The organism is Xanthomonas sp. NCPPB 1068 (assembly GCF_041479385.2).
Lineage (GTDB): Bacteria > Pseudomonadota > Gammaproteobacteria > Xanthomonadales > Xanthomonadaceae > Xanthomonas > Xanthomonas cannabis.
The window spans coordinates 2,187,425-2,210,835 of sequence record NZ_CM192986.1; the positions used below are offsets into that span (position 1 = coordinate 2,187,425).

Below are 23,411 nucleotides of genomic sequence, written 5' to 3' on the forward strand. Positions count from 1 at the left end.
ACGGCTGTGTGTTGTCCCGAAATGCCCGGCGCTGCCGGGCATTTCGCTTTTTGCGCGTTGGCTTCGCGTTGCATCCACGATGACGGGCGATAAGGCAACCAACAGCTGACTGACGTGGCGCATTGCAACAAAAATCTGAAGTCGGGGGAGCTAGTGTCCGGCACTTCCCCCACTTACCTTCGATGCCATGCCCACTTGCACGATCGCTGGTCAACCATTGCACTACGCACAATACGGCCAGGGCTTTCCGGTCCTGCTCGGCCACAGCTACCTCTGGGATGCGGCCATGTGGGAGCCGCAGATCCAGGTCCTGTCGCAGCACTACCAGGTCATCGTTCCGGAGCTCTGGGGCCACGGGCAATCGGGCGGATTGCCCGACCAGACCCGGGGCATCGACGATCTGGCGCGGCAAATGCTTGGCCTGCTGGATGCGCTGCAGCTGCCGCAGTGCGCAGTGGTGGGCTTGTCGGTTGGCGGCATGTGGGGCGCTGAGCTGGCGCTGCTGGCGCCGGAGCGTATCCGCAGCCTGGTGTTGATGGACACCTTCCTCGGTGCCGAGCCGCAGGCCACGCGGACGCGTTACTTCGGCATGCTCGATGCGATCGAGACGGCGGGGCAGGTGACGCCTGCGCTGATCGAGGCGATCGTGCCGATCTTCTTCCGTCCGGGGATCGATCTGACCTCGGCGTTGCCGGCTGCGTTTGCGCAGCGCCTGGCACAGCTTTCGGTCGAGCAGTTGCGTGCCTCGATCGTGCCGCTCGGGCGGCTGATCTTCGGGCGGGCCGATCGCCTGGACGCGCTGTCTGCACTGGATCCGGCACGCACTTTCTTGCTCGGCGGCGATGCCGATGTGGCACGCCCGCCGGAAGAGGTGTGGATGATGGCCGAGGCGATCTGTTGCGATTACGAACTGGTGCCCGATGCCGGGCATATCGCCTCGCTGGAAAACCCGGCGTTCGTCAATGCGCAGTTGCTGGGGTGGTTGAAGCGTACGTTGCACTGAGCGTGGACGTTGCGGTGATGCTTGAGTAATTGAGTGAGTGCGGGATGCAGCCCGTACCCTCACCCCAACCCCCGCTCCGCGCCCCGGCCCGGGATTGCGGCGCGGGCGCTCCAAGGCACGCGCGCCAGTGACGCGCAAGCCGTGCCTTCTCGCCCCGATGGGAGAGGGGCTAACTCCCTTCTCCCATCGGGACATTGTCCTCCTTCATGGGGGAGAAGGTGGCGCGCAGCGGCGGATGAGGGGACGGGTGACTCGGGTACCGCCAGCCGCCGGGGCAGCAACCCGCTAAGGCTGCGCGCCCAGCCAGGCTTCCAGTGCGGCAGCCGGCAACGGGCGCGAGAACAGATAGCCTTGCAGCACCTCGCAACCCAGGTCGGCGAGAAACAGGCGCTGGGCCTCGTTTTCGACCCCTTCGGCCACCACGTGCTTGCGCAGGTGCTCGCCGATGCGCAGGACCGAGGTGGTGAGTGCGCGCGCGTCTTCGCTGTGTTCGATGTCGCGTACGAAGCTCATGTCCAGCTTGAGTTCGTCGATCGGCAGGCGATGCAGGTGGCTGAGGCTGGAGTAGCCGGTGCCGAAGTCGTCCAGCGACAGCGAAATGCCGGCTTCGCGGATCGCGTGCAGGTTGTCCAGCACGCCGGACTGCCCGGAGAGCATCACGCTCTCGGTGAGCTCCAGGGTCAGGTCGGACGGTTGCACGCCGGTATCGGCCATCAGCCGCAGCAGGTCGGGCAGCATGCGCGGGCTTTCGAAGCCGCTGGCCGACAGATTGACCGAGACGCGCGCCACCGGCACGCCGCGTTGGCGCCAGTCGGCCACCTGTTCGCAGGCGTGGCGCAGCACCCAGTCGTTGAGCTGCGGCATCATGCCTTGCTCTTCGGCCACCGGCAGGAACCGCGCCGGCGAGATCGCGCCCAACTGCGGGTGGTTCCAGCGCAGCAGCGCTTCCACGCCATACAGTGCGTGCGGTGCGGCGCTATGCATCTGCGGCTGGTAATGCAGCTGCAGCTGACCGCGACCGATGGCCTGCCGCAGCTCCGCTTCCAGCGCCACGCGTTCCTGCGCCATGCGATTCATGTCGGAACTGAAGAAACGAAAGCGCCCGCCGCCTTCCTTCTTGGCGCGATTCATCGCCAGGTCCGCGTGCCGCAGCAGGATGTTGATGTCGCGGCCGTCCTCGGGAAACATCGCCACCCCGATGCTGGCCGACGGATGCACGGTCATGTGGCCGACCGATAGCGGGCCGGCGATGGTGCCCAGCACGCGTTCGGCCGCGGCACTGGCCTGTTCGGCGCTGCATTGCGGCAGGGCCAACGCAAATTCATCGCCGGCCAGACGCGCCAGCATGGCGGTGGCGGCCAGCTGATCGGCGATGCGCAGCGCGATATCGCGCAGCAGGCCGTCGCCGGCCGCATGGCCCTGGCTGTCGTTGATCAGCTTGAAGCGGTCGATGTTGATGAACATCAAGGTGGCCGGCTCGCCGGCGTATTCGGCCTGGGTCAGCGCCTGCTCGGCGCGTGCGCTGAACATGATGCGGTTGGGCAGGCCGGTCAGCGCGTCATAGAACGCGAGTTGATGCACGCGCTGGCGGATCTGCTCGCGCTCCAGTGCCAGGGTGCACAGCTGCTGGCACAGCTCGGTGAGCCGCACATGCCAGGCGTCGGCGCGTTGCGGCTTGCGGTAATACAGCGCAAAGGTGCCCAGAACGCGCGCGCTGTTGGAACGGATCGGCGTGCTCCAGCAGGCACGCAGGCCCATCGGGAGCAATGTCTGCCGGTACGGCGCAAACAGCGGATCGGTTGCGATGTCTTCCACCATCACCGCGCGGCCACGCCAGGCGGCGGTGCCGCAGGCACCGGCAGTCGGTGCGATCTTCAGGCCGTTGACCGCATCGGCGTATTCGGGGGGCAGGCCGGGCGCTGCCAGCGAATGCAGGCAGCCCTGATTGTCGGCGCTCATCACGGTCGCAATCACATCCGGTGCGATGCGTTCGACTTCGGTGCAGATCAACGTCATCACTTCGATCAGCGGGCGCTCCTGCACCAGCGCTTCGAGCACGCGATGCTGCAGCACCTCGTGCATCTTGGTATCGGTGATGTCGGTCAGCACCGCGACGTAGTGCGAGGGGTTGTGCCGGGCGTCGTAGATCGGATTGAAGTTGAGCGAAATCCACAGCGGCGTGCCGTCCTTGCGGTACACCAGCAGGTCGGCACGGGTGTGCTGCAGGGCGTCGGCGCGGTCGCGGATGCGTGCGACTTCGCTCTGGTCGCTTTGCGCACGGGTCAGCACGTCGGACGGACGCTGGCCGACCAGTTCGGCTTCGGTGTAGCCGAACATGCGCTGGAAGCCGTCGTTGGCATACAGCAGGCGCGATTGCAGATCGCAAATCAGGATGGCGCTGCTGCTGCCGTCCAGCGCCTCGGCCAACAGGCGTGAGCGGCGGTCGTCCGGATGCTCACCCGGCATGGCCATGCCGGCGGTGACTGGGCCGTGCGTGATGGCGCCTGGCGTCAGCGCACGTGTGGCAGCGCCATCGCCAACTGCGTCGAGCGGCAGCGTTTCCACGGCGAACGCCGGTATCGTTGCCCACGCATCCTCCACTGTCGGCAAGACAGTGGCCGGTTCGCCGAAACGCGGCAGATCGGTCGGGCGCGGAGGCAGGGGGCACATGGGCGATCAGCGCGCCTGCGCCGACAGTGCGATGAGCCGTTCGGCCACGCGGTCCAGCGGCACCACTTCCTGCGCGGCGCCCAGCTTGTAGGCGGCACCCGGCATGCCCCAGACCACGCTGCTGGCTTCGTCCTGTACCAGGGTGGGGGCGCCGGCCTGCAGCATTTCCAGCAGGCCGCGCGCGCCGTCGTCGCCCATGCCGGTGAGGATGGCGCCCACCGCATTGGGCCCGGCATTGGCAGCGACCGAGCGGAACAGCACGTCCACCGCCGGCTTGTGCCGATTGACCGGCGGGCCGTCGTCGATGCGGCAGCGCCAGCGCGCACCGTCGCGGATGATGCGCAGGTGCTGACCGCCCGGCGGCAGATACGCGTGGCCGGGCAGGATGGCTTCGCCATCGCTGGCCTCGCGCACCGACATCGCCGAGTGGCGGTTGAGGCGCTCGGCGAAGGCGGTGCTGAAGCTGGCCGGCAGGTGCTGGGTCATCACCACCGCGGGCGCGTCGGCAGGCATGTGTTCGAGCACCACGCGCAGGGCTTCGGTGCCGCCGGCGGAGGCGCCGATGGCGATCAGGCGGTCGGTGGTGCGGAAGCGCAGCGCGCTGCCCGGCACCGGCGCCGACTGCATGTCCAGGGTGACCTTGGGGGTGCTGGGGCGATTGAGCGCGCTGACCTTGGCCTTGGCGGCCATCTTGACCTTGCTGACGATCTCCTCGGCATAGCCTTCCAGCCCGCGCGCGACATCTATCTTGGGCTTGGACACGAAGTCCACCGCGCCCAGCGACAGGGCCTGCAGGGTGGTGTCGGCGCCGCGCTCGGTCAGCGACGAAATCATCACCACCGGCGTCGGCCGCAGCCGCATCAGGTTTTCCAGGAACACCAGGCCGTCCATGCGCGGCATTTCCACATCCAGCGTGAGCACGTCCGGATTGAGGCGTTTGATCTTTTCGCGCGCCAGCAGCGGGTCGGCGGCTGAGCCGACCACTTCGATGCCGGGGTCGCGCGAGAGGATTTCGGTGAGCATCTGACGTACCACCGCCGAATCGTCGACGATGAGGACACGTACGGGAGTTTCCAGCGTCATTCGAACAGCTCCACTCCACCGGTGACCGGTGCTTTGGACAGACGGGCACGCACGGCCGATTCGGCGGCGGCGACTTCGGCTTCGTGTGCGTGCGGCAGACGCTGCACGACCACCCGGCCGGTCGTCGGGAAGAACCACACCTTGCGCGGATGGATGCCGCACAGATCTTCGGCAATGATGGGAATGTGTTCGGCCTGCAGGTACTGGCGGACGAACTCGGCGTTGCGGGTGCCGACCGGGTTGCTGGTGAAGCCCTTGAGCACGTTGGCGCCGCCGAAGACCTTGGCTTCGATGCGTTTGCGATGCGCGCCGCGCTTGAGCATGTCGTTGATCAGCAACTCCATCGCATAACTGCCGTAGCGCGCGGGTGCGCCATCGCCGACCTGACCTTCGGGCAGCAGGAAGTGATTCATGCCGCCGATCTTGAGCACTGGGTCCCGCAAGCAGGCTGCAACGCACGATCCCAAGGTGGTCGTCAACGCGGTGTCGTCGTCCACCACCAGGTATTGGGTGGGCAGCAGCTTGGCGGTGATGGTCTGGAAGCGCGAATCGCGGTACCGCATCACGTCATCGACTTGCACGGCGGTGCTCATGCAGAGGCTCCTGCGCGCGGGGCGCGCCGATACAGCGTGCGGCCGCACGGCTGGATCAGATCGGCCGCGTGCAGGTAGTTCTCCGAGTGCCCGGTGTAGAGCAGGCCGTCGTCGCCCATGTGGCTGACCAGACGCGACAGGATGCCGCGCTGGGTGGGCTTGTCGAAATAGATCATCACGTTGCGGCAGAACAGCGCCGCGTACGGGCCGCCCACGTCGTAACGCGGGGCCAGCAGGTTCAGCTGGCGGTATTCGATGAGCTGGCGCAGCGCCGGAATCACCCGGCACTTGCCCTCGTTGGGTCCGCTGCCGCGCTGGAAGTACTTGCGCTTGATCGAAGCATCCAGCGAGGCGACGCGGTCGATGGCGTAGACGCCGCGCGAGGCGGTCTCCAGCACCTGGGTATCGACGTCGGTGGCGACGATGCTCACCGGCGGGGTCAGTGTGCCGAAGGCTTCGCAGGCGGTGATGGCGATGGAGTAGGGCTCCTCGCCGGTGGAGGCGGCGCACGACCAGATCTTCAATGGCGCCTGCGAGGCGCGCTTCTGCAGTTCTTCGCGCAGCTTGTCGAAGTGGTGCGGCTCGCGGAAGAACGAGGTCAGGTTGGTGGTCAGTGCGTTGGTGAACGCCTGCCATTCTTCTTCGTCGTTGCCGGCTTCCAGCTGGTCGATGTACTCGCGGAACGAGCGCAGGCCGAGCGCGCGCAGGCGACGCGACAGGCGGCCATACACCATGTCGCGCTTGGCCGGGGCCAGGGAGATGCCGACACGCTGGTAGATCAAATCGCAGACGCGCTTGAAGTCGCGGTCGCCGAAATCGAATTCGCGTGTGTCTGAAGCGGAAGTCGTGGTCGTCATATCCATACGCGTCGTGAGCTATCACTGGATATCGGCCACGGAGCCGCGCAACTGAAGCGCCAATGCGTGGATTGCGCGCGGTTGTGTTCGGTCGGCAGTGTGATTCGGCCGGGCTGCGCGTTTGTCGGGCGCTGCGCGCTGACGCCGCACGCCGTGACATCCCCGGCAGCGTGCGCGCGCAGGGGTCTACGTAGATCCACGCTCCAGCAGCGGCTCCAAATGCACAACGCCCCGGCAGGGCCGGGGCGTTGTGGGTGACAGCGGTGGATCAGAACTCTTGCCAGTTACCGTCGGCCAGGGCGGCCTGTGGCGTGGCAGGTCGCGCGGACGTTGCCGCAGTGCGCGGGGCCGGCTTGGCGGCGGTCTTGACGCCAACCGGACGCGATGCCACCGGACGCACGCGGGCCTGCGCGGCGACGGCGGCCGGTTCGTCCAGCTTGAACACCGACACCGCTTCGGCCAGGTGGCCGGCCTGCTCTTCCATCGAGCGGGCGGCGGCAGTGGCTTCTTCCACCAACGCGGCGTTCTGCTGGGTGGTCTCGTCCATCTGGGTGATGGTCTGGTTGACCTGCTCGATGCCGGCCGACTGCTCCTGCGAAGCGGCCGAAATCTCGCCCATGATGTCGGTGACGCGCTGCACGCTGGCCACGATGTCGGCCATGGTGGCACCGGCCTTGCGCACCAGTGCCGAGCCTTCGGCGACCTTATGCACGGAATCGTCGATCAGTCCCTTGATCTCCTTGGCCGCACCGGCCGAGCGCTGTGCCAGCGTGCGCACTTCCGAGGCCACCACGGCAAAGCCGCGGCCCTGTTCGCCGGCACGCGCGGCTTCCACCGCGGCATTCAAGGCCAGGATGTTGGTCTGGAACGCAATGCCGTCGATGACGCTGATGATGTCGGCGATCTTCTTGGACGAGGCTTCGATGCCGGACATGGTGGTGACCACCTGCGACACCACCTCGCCGCCCTGCGAGGCCACACCGGTGGCGCCGATCGCCAGCTGATTGGCCTGGCGAGCGCTTTCGGCGTTCTGCCGGACGGTGGAGGTGAGCTCCTCCATCGAGGCGGCGGTTTCTTCCAGGTTGGCGGCCTGCTGTTCGGTACGGTGAGACAGGTCGGTGTTGCCGGAGGCGATCTCGCCGGCCGCCGCGTTGATGGCGGTGGACGAAGACTTGATGCGTCCGACGATGTCGGCCAGCTGTTCGGCGGTGGCATTGGCATCGTCACGCATCTGCGCGAACACGCCGCTGAACTGGCCGTGCATGCGCACGGTGAGGTCGCCACGCGACAACGCAGACAGCAGCGACGAAATCTGCTCGATACTGGCGGCGTTGGCATCCAGCAAGCCGTTGAGCTGCTGCGCCAGCTGCAGGAAGAAGCCCTGCTTGCCGTCGGTTTCCACCCGGCCGCTCATGTCGCCGCTGGCTGCGGCACGCACGATGCGGGCGACTTCTTCTTCGACCTGGACTTCGATGGTGCGGTCGCGCCATTCGCAGACTTCGCCGGTATTCTCGCCGTGCTCGTTCTTGATGCCGGTGACGGTCTGCGCCAGCACCACTTCGCCGAAGCGTTCTTCGAAGCTGGTGACACCATCGCGTTCCAGCGCGGCAATGGCCTTGCGCACGGTCGCATCCGACAGACCCAGGTAGCTGATGTGCTGGCCGATGACCTTGTTGGCATCGAACTCCGGCGAGGCCAGGCGGATGCTGCTCTCGTACTGCGCAACGATCTTCTTGAACGCGTCGTTGGCATAGATCATGACGCGGTCGGGATCGGTGATGAAGGTGCCGGTGGACGACTTGTCCAGCGCGGTACGGATACGCAGGTTTTCGTCGGCGATGGTGCGGTCGCGTTCGATGCGCTCCTTCAGATCGCGCTGCATGCGCTGCATGGAACGCATCAGTTCGGCCACTTCATCCTGGCCCTGCACGTTGATCTGGCCGTCCAGCTTGCCGCCGGCGATCTCGGTGGCGGTGCTGACCGCACCACGCATGCTGCGCACGATGGCGCGGGCAAACAGGAACGCCAGGCCCAGGCCGCCGGCAATGCCGATCAGCAACACCAGCAGGGTCAGCGTGACCGAGGTGGCGTGGACCTTTTCGGCCTTGGTCTTGGCGGCCTGCGCCAGCAGGTTGTCTTCGGCGATCAACGCGGCCAGCGAATCCTTGGCCTTGTTGTGCAGGGTGCGGGTTTCGCCGACAAAGGTGTCGACCGCATCGTCGGGCAGGTTCAGTTCGACCATTTCGTCGACGCTGGCGTAGGAGGCGGCGGCCTTCTTCCAGTCCGCGACGAAGACGTCGAAGAGTTTTTTCTGTTGCGGGCTTTCGATCAGGCGCGGGTAGCCCTTGATCGTGGCTTCGATTTCGCCATTGAGGCGCTTGGCGCGGACCTTGGCTTCCTGCTTGACCGCGTCGCTGGCGCGCACGAGGTTCTGATAAGACGCATTCCGGTATTCGCCGAGCATGCCGCGCAGGTCGCCGGCTTCGCGCACGCTGGACATGGTGTTGCCGGCCAGGTCGCGGGTGACGTTGTTGAGCGATGCCAGGCCCGAGTAGGCGATGATTCCCTGCACCAGCATGATCAGCAGCACGATGCCGAATGCGAGCATCAGGCGCGGCATCAACTTCAGATTATTGATCCATTGCATTGACACGATTCCCCGTAGAAGTCAGTCCGCATAATCCACACAGCACATCGCCACGCGTGGGCGTGGCGATGTGCGAGGCGATTACTTGATGGTGGCGAGCTTCAGGCCGGCCGGGGAGCTGACTTCGATTTCGGCGCGCGAGCTGTCGCGCTGGATCTTGCCGAGGACGCAGACGTCCTTGCCTTCCAGGGATTCGGGGGCAAAGCTGAACTTGCCGCGGTTGGCGCCGTCGATGCGGGCCGAGAAGGTGTGGCGCGGGAACATGCCGCCCATGTACAGGAAGGTGGGCTCACCTTCCGAGCTCTGCGCGTACTTGGCCTTTTCGACCTTGCCGCACACCATGCCGTCCTTGCCGACGAAGCGGGTGGCCATCTCCGGCGGAATCATTTCCTGCGACTGAGCCGACAGCGTGGGAGCAACGATCACGAGAGCAGCGACGGGGAGGAGCGAGAGCAGGAACTTCATGTGGATTCTCCAGAATCGAAAGTCGAACAGTGACCCGTTTGTGAACGCGGGCTTCTATTCAGCTATCGGCTAGCTCCGGTTCAACTTGAATCCAAAAAACGTGAATCGCATCGCACTTTGATTCGGTCGTACGTCGCGTGTCGGGGAGCTCCTGACACCTGATGGTCGTACCGGCGGTCCAGAAACCGCTGCGGCCGTCTGATTGCGTGTGGGCTGCCGGAGTGCGACGTGCAAATGCACATCGCAGTCACTGCCAGTCACACGCCATCTGACGACCGCGGGCACCGCTACTTCCGTCGCGTCGCTCGGACGCGTTGATCGGCAACGCCGATCAGGCGGCTTCTTCGGCCAGCTGCTGCTGACCCAGCTCGGTGCTGTCCAGCAGGGTTTCGATGTCCAGCAGGATCAGCATGCGATCGTCCTGGGTGCCGATACCGGAAATGAAGCGGGTGTCCACCGATGCGCCGAATTCGGGGGTCGGGCGGATCTGGTCGTCGTTGAGTGGGATGACGTCCGAGACGCTGTCGACCACGATGCCGACCACGCGGTCTTCGACGTTGAGCACGATCATCACGGTGAAGGCGTCGTAGCGCGCTTCTTTCAGGCGCAGCTTCAGGCGCAGGTCGATCACCGGCACGATGGTGCCGCGCAGGTTGATCACACCCTTGATGTAATCGGGCGCGTCCGGCAGGCGGGTGACCGAATCGTAGCCGCGGATTTCCTGCACTTTCAGGATGTCCACGCCGTAGTGTTCTTCGCCCAGGGCGAAGCTGAGGAATTCACCACCGGTGCCGGTGGCAGTGCTTTTGTCGTTCATGAAAACTCCGGGCGTTGCGGCTGAGTGTCAGGTTGCGGCACAGGGTTGGAAGAGGGTCGCCATAGCAACATCGGCGCCGCGCTCGGCAACTTTAGGTGCGTGCCGGGGACGGTACGGTCGGGTTCAGAACACGCCGCTCTTGCGCGCATTGCGCTGGCGGTCGACCCGGAAGATATAGCGCTGGATGGTTTCATCGGCGCCGCGCGGCAGGTCGCTGTACTGCATGCCGACCCGGAAGCCTTCGCTGCCGTTGGGCAGGGTCTGCTTGTACTGGCTGCAGACCGTGAGCGGCAGCGCGATCGGCGCGGCATCGGGCAGTTGCAGGGTGCAGTTGCGGTAGGTGCGCTGCGGTTCGAGCAGGGGCATGCCGGCAGTGAGCGAGACGGCCAGGCCGCCGCTGCTGATGTCGATCACACGCAGCTGCAGGTTGAGGTTGCCGCCCTGCGCGTCGTCCTGGCGGATGATGCAGATGGGGGAGTCGGTGATCGGCGTCTCCAGCCGGTACGATTCGCGGCGCTGCAGGTGGTACATCACTTCCGGCAGCTCGGCGCGGAAGGCGACGTGGATGTCGCGCTCCAGGCGTTCGGCCTTGTCCAGGCGGAAGCGGATGTTGACCCGTTCCAGCTGGGCGTAGCACAGCAGGTACTTGGCGCCTTCGATGGCGCGGTTGGAGGCATCGTTATGGCTGCCGTCCAGGATCACGCAGTCGTCGTCCTCATCGATTTCCAGCACGGCGGTGGGCACGGCCATGTCGCGGCCAGCCACGTGCATGGTCACCACGGCGCGTTGGTCCAACAGCTGGCGCAACAACCCACGGATCTGCCGCTTGTTGCGCAGCAGGTAACGCTCGTCACCTTCGGCGAGGTGATCGGCATCGTGGTCCAGCTCTGACTCTGAGGTATCGCCTTGGGACATGGGCACAAGCACAGTGGAAGCGGGATGAGGCGCGGAAGGTTGTCCCGGCGTCGCCTTGATATCGGCGGCAAAGCGAAATCTTTAAGCGCTGCTGACAAGATGCGTCCGCTGAACCACCAACCAACCGTCTGGCGTGGTGTCCTCACCGATTGCGGGACCGTGTGGCGGCATGGATGCGGCCACCGAGCCTCCACTGACGGATTCACGGCGTGTCTCGCGAGCGGTGAGGGCACCGCGCGCTCGACCAGACTTGAAGATCGCCAAGGGCTTGCGAGACGCGCATTTTAGGCGTCTCGACCTGATCGCTCGCTACGGACGGATCAGGCGCAGAGCGGATCATCTGCGCCGTTGCTGCAGGGCCCTTGCCCGCCCACCATCGCAGGACACGCCGCAAGTACATCCCTCTAGGCTCCTTGGCGGCATCCATGCCGCCAAGGGTCCCGCGACGGTGGGCGGGCAAGGACCAGTAGAGTTGGTCGGTCTGCATGGATTTCAACAGCGACTGGCAAGATGCGACGCGGTGTCTTTGCTTTTCAACAAAACCACCAACCAACCGTCTGGCGTGGTGTCCTCGCCGATTGCGGGACCGTGTGGCGGCATGGATGCCGCCACCGAGCCTCCACGGACGGATTCACGGCGTGTCCCGCGAGCGGTGAGGGCGCCGCGCCCTCGACCGGACTTGAAGACAGCCAAGCGATCGCTACACGCACGATGCAGGTGTCGCTACATGATTGCCTGATCCCGGCAGCAAAGACGCAGAGCGGATCATCTTCGCCTTTGCTGCAGGATCCTTGCCCGCCCACCATCGCAGGACACGCTGCAAGTACGTCCTTGCAGCAAGGCGCTCTGCACGCGTGCATCGTTGTGGTGCCTTGAATCAGCTGTAGGCGTGACGTGCGTTGGCCAGCAGGGTGCTCAGGCGATCTTCCTGTTCGAGCCGGAATACAGCCACTGCGTCTACCAGCTGCGCGGCCTGGTCTTCCATTGCGCGTGCGGCTGCGGTTGCTTCTTCCACCAGGGCGGCGTTCTGCTGGGTGGTTTCGTCCATCTGGGTGACGGTCTGGTTGACCTGGGTGATGCCGGCGGCCTGCTCGCGCGAGGCGCTGGTGATTTCGCCCATGATGTCGGTGACGCGCTGCACCGAGCTCACCACTTGCTGCATGGTGCTACCGGCTTCGGAGGCCAATGCAGCGCCGTTACCGATGCGGGTCACCGAATCTTCGATCAGGTGCTTGATCTCCTTGGCGGCGCCGGCCGAGCGCTGGGCCAGCGTGCGTACTTCGCTGGCGACCACGGCAAAGCCACGGCCCTGTTCGCCGGCACGGGCGGCTTCCACGGCGGCGTTCAAGGCCAGGATGTTGGTCTGGAAGGCGATGCCGTCGATGACGCTGATGATCTCGGCGATCTTCTTGGACGAGGTGTCGATGTCGGCCATGGTGCTGACCACGCGGCCGACCACGTCGCCGCCCTTGGCCGCCACGCCGGCGGCATCCAGCACCAGGCGGTTGGCCTGGTCGGCATTGTCGGCGTTCTGCTTGACGGTGGCGGTGAGCTCTTCCATCGAGGCGGCGGTTTCTTCCAGCGCAGCAGCCTGCTGTTCGGTGCGGCGCGACAGGTCGCCGTTGCCGGTGGCGATTTCAGTGGCCGCGGAGTTGATCGCCAGCGACGAGTCCTTGATCCGGCGCACGATGCCGGCCAGCTGGTCGGCGGTGGCATTGGCGTCGTCGCGGATGGTGGCGAACACGCCTTGCAGGTCGCCGTCCATGCGCGCGGTCAGATCGCCTTGCGACAGCGAAGAGAGCAACGCGGAGACGCGCGACAGGCCGTCGGCGTTGTTGTCCAGCAGGGCGTTGAGTTGCTGGGCAAGCAGCAGCAGGAAGCCCTGCTTGCCGTCGAGGCTGACACGCTCGCTCAGGTCGCCGGCCGCGGCGGCCTGCACGATGCGGGCCACTTCCTGTTCCACCTGGACTTCCTGGGTGCGGTCGGCCCACTCGACCACAAACCCCATGCGCTCGCCGGCGGCGCCAAGCACGGGGCTGACCACCAGACGCATGGTGCGCCCGCCGACATGGATCTGTGCCACGTGCGTGCTGGTGAGCTGGTCGAGCATGCGCGCCTGATGCTCGGGCTTGCGATGGAACTGGTCGATGCTGGCATTGATCAGGGCATCGGCGTCGAAGTTGGGTAAGTCGCGGCGCAGCTCGTCCTGCACGCTCTTGAGCATGCGCTGCAGCGGGCGATTGACGTAGATGATGCGGCGATCGGCATCGGCGATCATCACATTGGTGCTGACATCGTCCAGCGCGGTACGCACGCGCAGCGCCTCGCTGGCGATCAGATGGTCGCGTTCCAGGCGTGCGCGCAGGTCGTCGCGCATGGTGCGGGCGCTGAGCAGCAGGCGGCCGAGTTCATCGTGGCGGTCGATCTCGATGGGGTTGTCCAGGCGGCCGGCGGCAACGTCGCCGAGCACGCGTTCCACTGCCGCCAGCGGGCGGGTGACCATCTTGCGCGCGGCGATGAACACCACCGCGATGCACAAGGCCAGCACCACCAGCGAAAACAGCAGCATGCTGCCCAGCAGTTCGTTGAGCGGGCCGTCGATGGCGCTGCGCGGCTGGGTGCCGATCACCGCCCACTGCCAGGGTGCATAACGCTGCGCGGTGACTTCGAAGGCCTGGCTGTTGCCCTTGGCATCGCGCAGTTGCAGGTTGGCGCTGGGCTGCTTGCCGTCCAGGACCGACTGCAGCGCGGCCTGCTGGTCGGCCGGCACCAGCGCCGACAAGGTCGCAGGCGTACCGGGCGGTGCGGCGATGATCTGGCCCTGGCGTTCGCCCGGTGCCATGTCGGCGATGACGAAATACCCGTCCTGGCCCAGCGTGGTCGCGCTGACCTGCGCCTTGAGCGCGGCCAGGCCCTGGGTGTAGTTGCGACCGACGAACAGCGCGCCGATCACCTCGCCGGCGTCGTTGCGCAGCGGTGCGTAGTGGGTCATGTACTGCTCGCCGAACAGCTGCGCCTGGCCGGTGAAGGGCTTGCCTTCGGACAGTGCGGCGTAGGCCTTGCCCTTGCGGTCGAGCAGGGTGCCGATGACGCGTTCGTTCTGCTTGTTGCGCAGCGAGGTGGTGATGCGCACGAAGTCGTCGCCGGTGCGCGCGAAGATGGTCGCAACGCCGCCGGTGGCCTGCGCAAAGCGGTCCACTGCCTCGAAGTTGAGATTCAGGACCTGCGTGCCGGCCTGCAGCGATGGCGTGTGCTGCTCGCCGATGGTGACGGTGCGGGAGGTCTCCAGCTGGCGTGCGCCACGCGGCAGCATGTCGTCGAACACGCTGCCCAGGCGCTGGGTGCCTTCGGTCAGGGTGACGTCGTACATGCCTACCGACTGCTGCATCAGGCGCGTGCTCGAACGCAGCTCGGCCTTGACCTGCGCTTCGATGTCGCCTGCCGATTGCCGGTAAATGGTCATGGCCAGCAGGCCGAGCGAAATGGCAATGACCACGGTGAGGAGGGCAGAAAGCCGTGTGCCAACGGACAGCCGGTTGAAGAAATGCATGAGGAATCGACCTTGCCCGGGGGAGGGCGTTACGGATGCGTGAACCTGATAGCGGCCGCCTATGCTTGAAATTGATGTTTTATGCCGAAATCAGCATAAAACGGGGCAGTGCGTTAAGTTTCCAGTGTATGAAATCGCTTTCAGGGTCCCGAGCGATTCTGGCATTTGTTATGAAGGCATGAATATTGGGGCGTCTGGCTCGGTCAGCGACCGGGTGTGGCACCCCCAAAAAAAAAGGGGCCGCTTCCCCTCGCCAGGGAAGCGGCCCGCAAGATTCGCAGTTGGCGAATCGAACGCTCTCGAATGCTGTGTGGTGCGGTGAACGGGTTGCGGAGCTGCCTATGCGCAATGGCCCACGGCCGCCGCTCGATGCCGGCGGGTGGTGCTGTCGTACCGCGCGGTCAGGCCGGTCGCCGCACCGTGCCGGGGGAGTGCGCGGCGCACGTCAGGCCGATCGTTGGCTCAGAACTCCTGCCATTCGCCAATCGTGGCGGAGGCCGCAGCGCCGGCGCTGCTGCGGGTGGAGGTGGAAGCCAGCACCGGGCGCGGTATGCGACGCGGCACGGCACCTGCGTGGCCAACCGGCGCACTGCGGACAGCAAGTGGCGGCTGGCGCTCGATCTTGAACACCGCCACCGCTTCGGTCAGTTGCTGCGCCTGTTCTTCCATCGCGCGGGCGGCGGCGGTGGCTTCTTCCACCAGTGCAGCGTTTTGCTGGGTGGCCTCATCCATCTGGGTGACGGTGAGGTTGACCTGCTCGATGCCGGCGGACTGTTCCTGCGAAGCGGCGGAGATCTCGCTCATGATGTCGGTGACGCGCTGCACCGACGCCACGATCTCGGCCATGGTGCGGCCGGCCTGGTCCACCAGCTGCGAGCCATCGGCCACACGTTGCACGGAGTCGCCGATCAGGTCCTTGATCTCCTTGGCGGCCGCCGAAGAACGCTGCGCCAAGGTGCGCACTTCCGAGGCCACCACCGCAAAGCCGCGGCCCTGTTCGCCGGCGCGCGCCGCTTCCACCGCCGCGTTCAAGGCCAGGATATTGGTCTGGAAGGCAATGCCATCGATGACGGAGATGATGTCGGCGATCTTCTTCGACGAGGCCTGGATGCCGGCCATGGTGTCGACCACCTTGCCGACCACCTCACCGCCTTGCGAGGCGACCGCAGCGGCGCCGATGGCGAGCTGGTTGGCCTGGCGTGCGCCTTCGGCGTTCTGCTTGACGGTGGAGGTCAGCTCTTCCATCGAGGCGGCGGTTTCTTCCAGGTTGGCGGCCTGCTGCTCGGTGCGCTGCGACAGGTCGTTGTTGCCGGCGGCAATTTCGCTGGCGGCGGCATTGATCGACACCGCCGAGGTCTGGATATGCCCGACGATGCCGGCCAACTGGGTGGCGGTGGCATTGGCATCGTCGCGCATCTGCGCGAAGACGCCCTTGAAGTCGCCGTCCATGCGTGCGGTGAGGTCGCCGGCGGCAATCGCCTGCAGCATGCCCGACAGCGATTGCAGGCTGCCGTCGGCGGTGGCCATCAGCTGGTTGAGGCTTTCGACCATGATGCGGAAGTCGTACTGGAACTGCGCCGCGTCGCCGCGCGCACTGAAATCGCCATCGGCCGCGGCCGTCGCCAGCTGTTTGATCTGCTGGTTCATCGCTGTCAGATTGGCTTTGACCCGCGCCATGGTATCGGTGAGGGTGGCCTTTTCGCCCGGCAGCTGGTCCATGTCGTCGCTCAGGTCGCCGATGGCGTAGCGGCCCATGATCTGCGCAAGGCGTGTGGTGAGCTGGATGTGGCTGTCGACCAGGGTGTTGGTGTCGCCGGCCATGCGGCCGAAGTCGCCCGGGAACACGGCGGCGTCCATGCGGAAACTGATCTGGCCGGCATCGTGGCGCTTGGCCATGTCCAGCTGGGCGGTGATGAGGTTGCGCACCTGCGATTGCATGGCGTCCATGGCCTGCAGCAGGCGGCCGGTCTCGTCGCGGGCATCGGTGTGCACGGCGTTGTCCAGCTTGCCGCGGGCAATGGCTTCGGCGGCGCCGGTGGCGCGGTTCAATGGGCCGATGAGGCTGCGGGTGATCAACAGGCCCAGGGTGCCGCTGAGCAGCACCACCAGCAGTGAACCGCCGACCAGCAGCTTGCGCGAATCGTCCATCGATTGCAGCGCCACGGCCGCGGCTTCGGCGGCGAGCTTGTCCTGCAGCGCGATGTTTTCGCCGATCTTGTCCTGCCACTGCTGCAGTGCCGGTGCGGCCTGGGTGAGCAGCAGCGGCAGCGCTTCATCGCTGTGGCCGGACATCACCAGGTCGATCACCTTGTTGTTCAACTCCCGCACCGGGCCGGTAAGCTGGTCGATGTCTTCGCGGATGGCCTTGCCCTGCTCGGACGAGGGCAGGGCGTACAGCGCCTGCCGGGCCTTGGCGTAGTCGGCCCGTGCAGTCTTGATCTTTTCGATGAATCGCAGGTTGTCTGCGTCGCTGGTCGGCAGCACCACGTTGCGCAGCTCGGCGGCGATGACGTAATTGGCATTCATCATGTCGTTGGACAGACGAATCTTGGTCATGTTCTGGTGCACCAGCGCATCGACCAGCCCGCGCGCCGAGCTCAGGCCGCGATAGCCGATGAAGGCGATGAAGCCGGACAGCAGGATCAATACGGTGAAGGCGCCGGCCAGACGTGGCCCGACATTGAAGCGCTGCAGAAAAGAAGTCATGGGGTCGCTCGACTCGAAGGTGGGTTGCGTGGCTGGCGGCGGACGACGCGCTGCGGTGCGCTCGTGTCCGTTTGGCGGGTGCCCAGTGGTAACGGCGTGGCGATCGGCGAATTAAGCGGAACGCACACTGCCGGTACAGCGCTGGATCACGCAGGTGAGGGGCGCGTGCGGATGCGTTGTCGCTGTGGTCGAACTGTGCCGAATTGTTGGCCGGCAGCGCCTGAATTCACCCATTCTGCGTGCCCTACGCGCCCCGCTGCAGTGCAGCCCAACCGCGCTTTCACCTGGCATGCACGGCGTGGGTGGGCAACGCGAGGCTGCCATGACGATAGCGACGGCGATGCTCGGACGATCTCGTGGCATTCAGCACTGCTCGCCTCGATCGCGCCGCCTACGAAAGACGCCTTGCGCGTCGCGTCTGCGTTGCCGATGACCGCGATATGCCCGGCGGGAGGAATATCCACGAACGCGCGAATGCAATGCCGCTTGGTCGACGCGCAGGACCACTGCATTGCGATCCGGGTGGTCGCAGCCGCGGTGTCTGTGTGGACCAGAGAAGACACAAGGCCGGCCCGGTCACCGGGCCAGCCTTGTGTCGATGTCGTGCGATGTTCAGCGCTGATCGCGGTGCGCGCGACTGTGACAGCACGCACCGCCGTCAGCGGCAGTGTCGCCCATGCTCAAGGCGTGCGGTGCATCGCGGGGAGCTCAGAACTCCTGCCAGTCACCGAGATCGGCGGTCGATGTCGCGGCATAGGCGGAGCCGCGTTGCCGGGCGGCGACGGTGCCGGAACCGGCAACCGGGCGCGCTGCGGGGCGCGCATTGGCCGGTGCATTGGCAATGGCCGACAGCCGCCGCGCCACTGGTGCGGTGTTGGCCACCTTGAACACGGCCACCGCTTCGGTGAGCTGCTGTGCCTGCTCTTCCATCGCACGTGCCGCGGCGGTGGCTTCTTCCACCAGCGCGGCGTTCTGCTGGGTGGTTTCGTCCATCTGGGTCACGGTCTGGTTGACCTGCTCGATCCCGGCGTACTGCTCCTGCGAGGCCGAGGAAATTTCGCCCATGATGTTGGTGACGCGCTGCACGCTGGCGACGATGTCGGCCATGGTGGTGCCGGCCTGGTCGACCAGGGTGGCGCCTTGCGCGACCTTGTCCACCGAGTCGTCGATCAGGTGCTTGATTTCCTTTGCCGCACTGGCCGAGCGCTGGGCGAGGGTGCGCACCTCGGAGGCGACCACCGCAAAGCCACGGCCCTGCTCACCGGCACGTGCCGCTTCCACTGCGGCATTCAGTGCCAGGATATTGGTCTGGAAGGCGATGCCGTCGATGACGCTGATGATCTCGGCGATCTTCTTGGACGAGGCCTGGATATCGGACATGGTGGTGACCACGTTGGCCACCACGTCGCCGCCTTGCGAGGCGACCGCAGCGGCGCCGATGGCGAGCTGGTTGGCCTGGCTGGCGTGTTCGGCATTCTGCTTGACGGTGGAGGTGAGCTCTTCCATCGAGGCAGCGGTTTCTTCCAGGTTGGCCGCCTGTTGCTCGGTGCGTTGCGACAGGTCCTGGTTGCCGGTGGCGATTTCGCCGGAGGCCAGGCCGATCGCACCGGCTGCTTCCTGGATGCGGCCGACGATGTTGGCCAGCTGTTCGGCGGTGGCATTGGCGTCGTCGCGCATCTGCGCGAACACACCCTGATACTGGCCGCTCATGCGTGCGGTCAGGTCGCCGGCGGCGATCGATTGCAACAGGCCCGAGAGCGACTGCAGGTTGCCGTCGGCGGTGGCCATCAGGTGGTTGAGGCTTTCCACCATGAGGCGGAAGTCGTACTGGAACTGCTCGGCATTGCCGCGTGCGCTGAAGTCGCCATTGGCCGCCGCCTGGGCCAGGTGCTTGATCTCGTGATTCATCGTGGACAGGTTGTGCTTGACCTGATTCATCGCGGTGGTGATCGCGGCCTTTTCGCCGGGCAATTGCGGCATGTCTTCGCTCAGATCGCCGATGGCATAGCGTTCCACCAGGTGAATGGTCTGCATCTTGACCTTGATGTGCGCGGCGACCAGCTCGTTGGTGTCGTTGGCCATGCGCCCGAAGTCGCCCGGGAACGCGCCGGCATCCATGCGGAAGCTGATCTGGCCTTCGTCGTGGCGCTTGGCCATGTCCAGCTGCGCGGTGATCAGGTTGCGCACCTGGTCCTGCATCTTGTCCATGGCCTGCAACAGGCGGCCGGTTTCATCGTTGGCCTGGGTGCGCACATCGTTATCGAGGCTACCGTTGGCAATGGCCTCGGCGGCGCGCGTGGCCTGGGTCAGCGGACGCACCAGGCTGCGGGTGATCGCCCAGCCCAGCAGGCCGCTGATCAACACCACCGCCAGGCCGCCGCCGATCAGCATCGCACGGCCGCGTGCCATGGCCGTGGTGGCGGCTTCATAGGCTTCGGTAGCGCGACGGCGCTGCAACGCCGAGTAGTCGGCCAGTGCGTCCTGCCACTGCTCGGTGGCCGGCGCAGCTTTCTGCAGCAGTAGTGCCAGTGCTTCGTCGGGCTTTCCGCTCAAGCCCAGCGCCGCGACCTGCGCATTGACCTTGTTGGCCGCCTCGCTGGCCTGGTCGATCTTCTGTCGCAGGGCGGTGGCCTCCGGCGATGCAGAAAACAGGTACAGCGTGCTGCGGCTGTCTTCATAGGCAGCGAGCTTGTCCTTGATGATGCCGGCAAAGCGCAGGTTGTCCGCCTCGGAGGTGGGCAACACGATGTTGCGCAGTTGCACGGCAACCGCCGAGCTGGCGTTGGTCATGTCCTGCAGGTGCTGCATGATCGTGATGTTGCGGTTGACCACGGTGTCGATGCGCTCGCGTGCTTGCGCCACCGTGTACAGCCCGGTGGCGACCAGCCCGCAGGACAGCAGGATCAGCGTGCCGAAGGCGAAGGTGAGGCGCTTGCCGACGTTGTACCGTTGTAGAAGAGCGATCATGTTGAAATCTCGAGGCAATGGGCGGGAAGGGGGAATGCGCATCGGCCAGGTCGCGTAGATCACTACGTCGAGCCAGGCCGTGGCAGGCAGGCATCCAGCCCTCCATCGGTGCCGGTGAGAGGTGTCACGCGGCAATCGGTTGCGGGGCAGGTCTGCATGCTTGTGGTCGGTAACGGCGACTGCCGCGGCGCCTGAACTCGCTTGCGCGGCCGTGTACGGGCAGCCGTCACCGAGGTGATGCGGGCGTGCACACGAGGGCTGGAAAGGCCGTTATCTGGATGATTGCCAGGCGTTGCGCGCGCGGCCAATTCATCGCTCGATCACGCCTCGGGCGTGATGGCTGTGTGCAGGCGGGCGTGTTGCCGGGTGGATGCACCGGCGAGGCGAGAGTGAAGCGAGGGCGAGGCAACGCGCCGGAGTCACCGGTGGGGTATGCGGCGCGCTGGCGCAATTGCTGAAGGGCGCAGCATCGGAGCCATCGCGGTGCGCGATGGCGGCCGCAGGCGCGCTGCCTGCGTGCCGACCAACATCAAGTCCACGGCAGCCGGTGCCATGTCAGGCGGCAGTGTCGTCGGTCAACGCGTGGGTCGCAGGGGCCGGGCCATCGACGGATGCCGTGGCCCGCGCCTGGCCGTTTTCAGGCCGCCTGCCCCAGGCGCGCCGGTGCGGCCGCCTGCAGCTGGAACACCGAGACCGCATCACGCAGTTGCTGCGCCTGTTCTTCCATCGAGCGTGCCGCGGCGGTGGCTTCTTCCACCAGCGCTGCGTTCTGTTGGGTGGCCTGGTCCATCTGCGCAATGGTCTGGCCAACCTGTTCGATGCCTTGCGACTGCTGCTGCGAGGCCTCGCTGATCTCCTGCATGATCGTGGTGACGTTGCGCACCGAGTCGACGATGTCCTGCATGGTGCGGCCGGCCTGGCCGACCAGCTGATTGCCGTGGTCCACCCGGCTGACCGAGTCGTCGATCAGCTGCTTGATTTCCTTCGCTGCACCGGCAGAACGCTGGGCGAGGGTGCGCACTTCCGAGGCCACCACGGCGAAGCCGCGCCCCTGTTCACCGGCACGCGCCGCTTCCACGGCGGCATTCAGTGCCAGGATGTTGGTCTGGAACGCGATGCCGTCGATGACGCCGATGATGTCGGCAATCTTCTTGGAGGCCGCCTGGATGCCGGCCATGGTGCCGACCACCTGGCCAACCACCTCGCCCCCCTGCGATGCCACCGAGGCGGCGCCGACCACCAGCTGATTGGCGCGGCGGGCATGCTCGGCGTTGTTGCGCACGGTGGAGGTGAGCTCCTCCATCGAGGCGGCGGTTTCTTCCAGGTTGGCGGCCTGTTGCTCGGTACGCTGCGAAAGATCCTGATTGCCCGACGCGATCTCGCTGGCGGCCTCGTTGATGGCGTCGGTGGAGCGCTGGATACGCCCGACGATATCGGCCAGCTGGGTCACCGTGGCATTGGCATCGTCGCGCATGCGTGCGAACACGCCATGGAAATCGCCGTGCATGCGGGTGGTGAGGTCGCCGGCGGCAATCGCCTGCAGCACCGTGGAAAGCGACTGCAGATTGGCATCGGCCGTGGCCATCAGCTGATTGAGGCTGTCGACCATGGCGCGGAAATCGTACTGGAAGCGCTGCGCGTCGCCGCGCACGCTGAAATCGCCGTTGGCGGCGGCCTGCGCCAGCAGCCTGATCTCGCTGTTCATTGCCGAGAGATTGCGCTTGACCGTGTCCATGGTGTCGGTGAGCACGGCCTTTTCGCCGGGCAGGCGGTCCATGTCCTGACTCAGGTCGCCGATGGCGTAGCGCGACATGATCTGCGCCAGCTGCAGCTTCACCGCGACATGCGAGCCGACCAGCGCGTTGGTGTCGTGCACCATGGTGGCGTAGGCGCCGGGGAAGCTGTCGGCCTGCATGCGGTAGCTGATCTGGCCGGCGTCATGGCGCTGCGCCATCTCGCTCTGTGCCGCCAGCACGCGCTGCAGCTGCTCCTGCATCCTGCGCATGTTGTCGAGCAGCTGGCCGGTCTCGTCGTGGCTGGGCGCCACGATGCGCTCGTCCAGGTCGCCGCGCGCGATGTTGGCCGCCACTGCCGCGGCGCGGCGCACGTTGCGGGTGAGCCGGGACAGGGTGTACCAGCACAGCGTGGCGATCAGCAGCGCGAGCAGCGACAGCCCGGCGATGGCCTGCCACATGGCATTGCGTGCATCCGCCAGGTGCCGCTGGGACTGCCGCTGCAACGCCTGCAGCGAGGTGCTGCTGAGATCCTGCATGGCCTGGCCAAGTGCATCCAGCGCAGCATTCCATTGCGTGTCGGCCTGGGTGTCGCTGCCGTCCAGCGCGGTGGCCAGCGCCGCCAGTGCTGCAGTGGCGCGCGTGGCTTCGGTGCGGGCGGCACCGGCCAGGGCGGGGTCGGGCTGTTCCAGCAGGCCCATCGCCTTGTCCAGCTCATGGCGGAAGCGCACGTGGTGCCGCTGCAGCTGGTTGAGCTGCTCGCGCAGCATGGCGCGGCTGTCGCCGGCCTGCGATGGATCGCTGGCCGCATCCAGGCGGGTCAGCGATTCGGTGGCATCGGGGCTGTAGATCAGCGTGGCCACCACCAGGTGGTAGCTTTCGATATACGGGGTGTAGACCAGCTGGCTGTCGTCGCGCAAGGCGTCGAGCGCAGCGAAGGCCTGTTCGCTCACGCCGGCATAGGCGTTGGCGTCGGCACTGGCGAGATGGCGTTGTTGCAGCGCCAGCAGTTGTTTCTGGCTGCGTTCGAAGCCGGGCATTGCCGCCGTGGTCACAAGCAGTTGCTGCAGGTCGCGTTCGGCCCGGCTGGACGCCGCGCTGGCGGCGCTGCCGCTGTCGACATGGGCCGCATGCAGGTCGGTGATCAGGCCCAGCATCTGTCCGAGCGGGCCATAGCTGCGTAATTCGTTGCTGCTGATGGTGACGCTTTCATTGAGCTTGCCGCTGTACAGCAGCACCGGAATGATCAGCCCCACCAGCGCCAGCACACCGATCGCGCCGAGTTTTCTGGCGATGGCCAGATCATCCCAGCGGCTGGTCCAGCGGCGCGGGGAAGGGGGATGGGGCTGCGGCAACTGCGCGGGCGAAGTGGTCATCGATGCGTCTCATGGGCGTACGCAGGCTA

At 66.0% G+C, this 23,411-nt stretch carries 13 protein-coding genes; 1 reads left to right on the forward strand and 12 read right to left on the reverse strand.

Translation table 11 applies throughout. From position 1 onward, the window contains the following. Positions 1-187: 187 nt before the first annotated feature. A complete protein-coding gene (locus ACCQ12_RS09395) occupies positions 188-1,003 on the forward strand; it encodes an alpha/beta fold hydrolase (RefSeq protein ID WP_372383449.1) in 816 nt (271 codons plus the stop codon). 285 nt (positions 1,004-1,288) lie between these two features. Here the strand turns inward: ACCQ12_RS09395 and ACCQ12_RS09400 are convergent, their stop codons facing one another. From ACCQ12_RS09400 to ACCQ12_RS09455, 12 genes are all read right to left on the reverse strand, one after another. Next, on the reverse strand, positions 1,289-3,673 hold the full coding sequence (locus ACCQ12_RS09400; protein ID WP_244875178.1) for a sensor domain-containing protein: 2,385 nt from the start codon (positions 3,671-3,673) through the stop codon (positions 1,289-1,291). 6 nt (positions 3,674-3,679) lie between these two features. Next, a complete protein-coding gene (locus ACCQ12_RS09405; RefSeq protein WP_047696216.1) occupies positions 3,680-4,756 on the reverse strand; it encodes a protein-glutamate methylesterase/protein-glutamine glutaminase in 1,077 nt (358 codons plus the stop codon). Then, entirely contained in the window at positions 4,753-5,349 is a 597-nt protein-coding gene (cheD, locus tag ACCQ12_RS09410) for a chemoreceptor glutamine deamidase CheD (protein ID WP_024937701.1), read from the reverse strand. The genes ACCQ12_RS09405 and cheD overlap by 4 nt, the downstream gene beginning before the upstream one ends. Continuing rightward, positions 5,346-6,212, reverse strand: a complete 867-nt coding sequence (locus tag ACCQ12_RS09415) for a CheR family methyltransferase (RefSeq protein ID WP_047696214.1) — start codon at positions 6,210-6,212, stop codon at positions 5,346-5,348. The genes cheD and ACCQ12_RS09415 overlap by 4 nt, the downstream gene beginning before the upstream one ends. 262 nt (positions 6,213-6,474) lie before the next feature. Continuing rightward, positions 6,475-8,853: a methyl-accepting chemotaxis protein gene (locus ACCQ12_RS09420; protein ID WP_166745179.1), complete on the reverse strand. Its 2,379-nt coding sequence runs from the start codon at positions 8,851-8,853 to the stop codon at positions 6,475-6,477. Between the two features lie 81 nt (positions 8,854-8,934). Beyond that, entirely contained in the window at positions 8,935-9,318 is a 384-nt protein-coding gene (locus tag ACCQ12_RS09425) for a hypothetical protein (protein ID WP_039408161.1), read from the reverse strand. A gap of 331 nt (positions 9,319-9,649) precedes the next feature. Beyond that, complete coding sequence (locus ACCQ12_RS09430; protein WP_005993869.1) at positions 9,650-10,135, reverse strand: chemotaxis protein CheW; 486 nt, start codon at positions 10,133-10,135, stop codon at positions 9,650-9,652. A 123-nt stretch (positions 10,136-10,258) separates the two neighbouring features. Continuing rightward, positions 10,259-11,050 carry a flagellar brake protein gene (locus tag ACCQ12_RS09435; RefSeq protein ID WP_372383450.1) on the reverse strand — a complete coding sequence of 264 codons (792 nt, stop codon included), beginning with the start codon at positions 11,048-11,050 and terminating at the stop codon, positions 10,259-10,261. Between the two features lie 877 nt (positions 11,051-11,927). Beyond that, positions 11,928-14,600, reverse strand: coding sequence for a methyl-accepting chemotaxis protein (locus tag ACCQ12_RS09440; RefSeq protein ID WP_166748521.1), 2,673 nt, complete (start codon positions 14,598-14,600; stop codon positions 11,928-11,930). A gap of 462 nt (positions 14,601-15,062) precedes the next feature. After that, positions 15,063-17,306 carry a methyl-accepting chemotaxis protein gene (locus tag ACCQ12_RS09445; protein WP_372383451.1) on the reverse strand — a complete coding sequence of 748 codons (2,244 nt, stop codon included), beginning with the start codon at positions 17,304-17,306 and terminating at the stop codon, positions 15,063-15,065. A gap of 708 nt (positions 17,307-18,014) precedes the next feature. Then, positions 18,015-20,273 (reverse strand): methyl-accepting chemotaxis protein, encoded by a 2,259-nt coding sequence (locus ACCQ12_RS09450; protein ID WP_047696205.1) that lies wholly within the window; start codon positions 20,271-20,273, stop codon positions 18,015-18,017. A 637-nt stretch (positions 20,274-20,910) separates the two neighbouring features. Next, positions 20,911-23,382: a methyl-accepting chemotaxis protein gene (locus ACCQ12_RS09455; RefSeq protein WP_166744959.1), complete on the reverse strand. Its 2,472-nt coding sequence runs from the start codon at positions 23,380-23,382 to the stop codon at positions 20,911-20,913. Positions 23,383-23,411 lie beyond the last annotated feature (29 nt).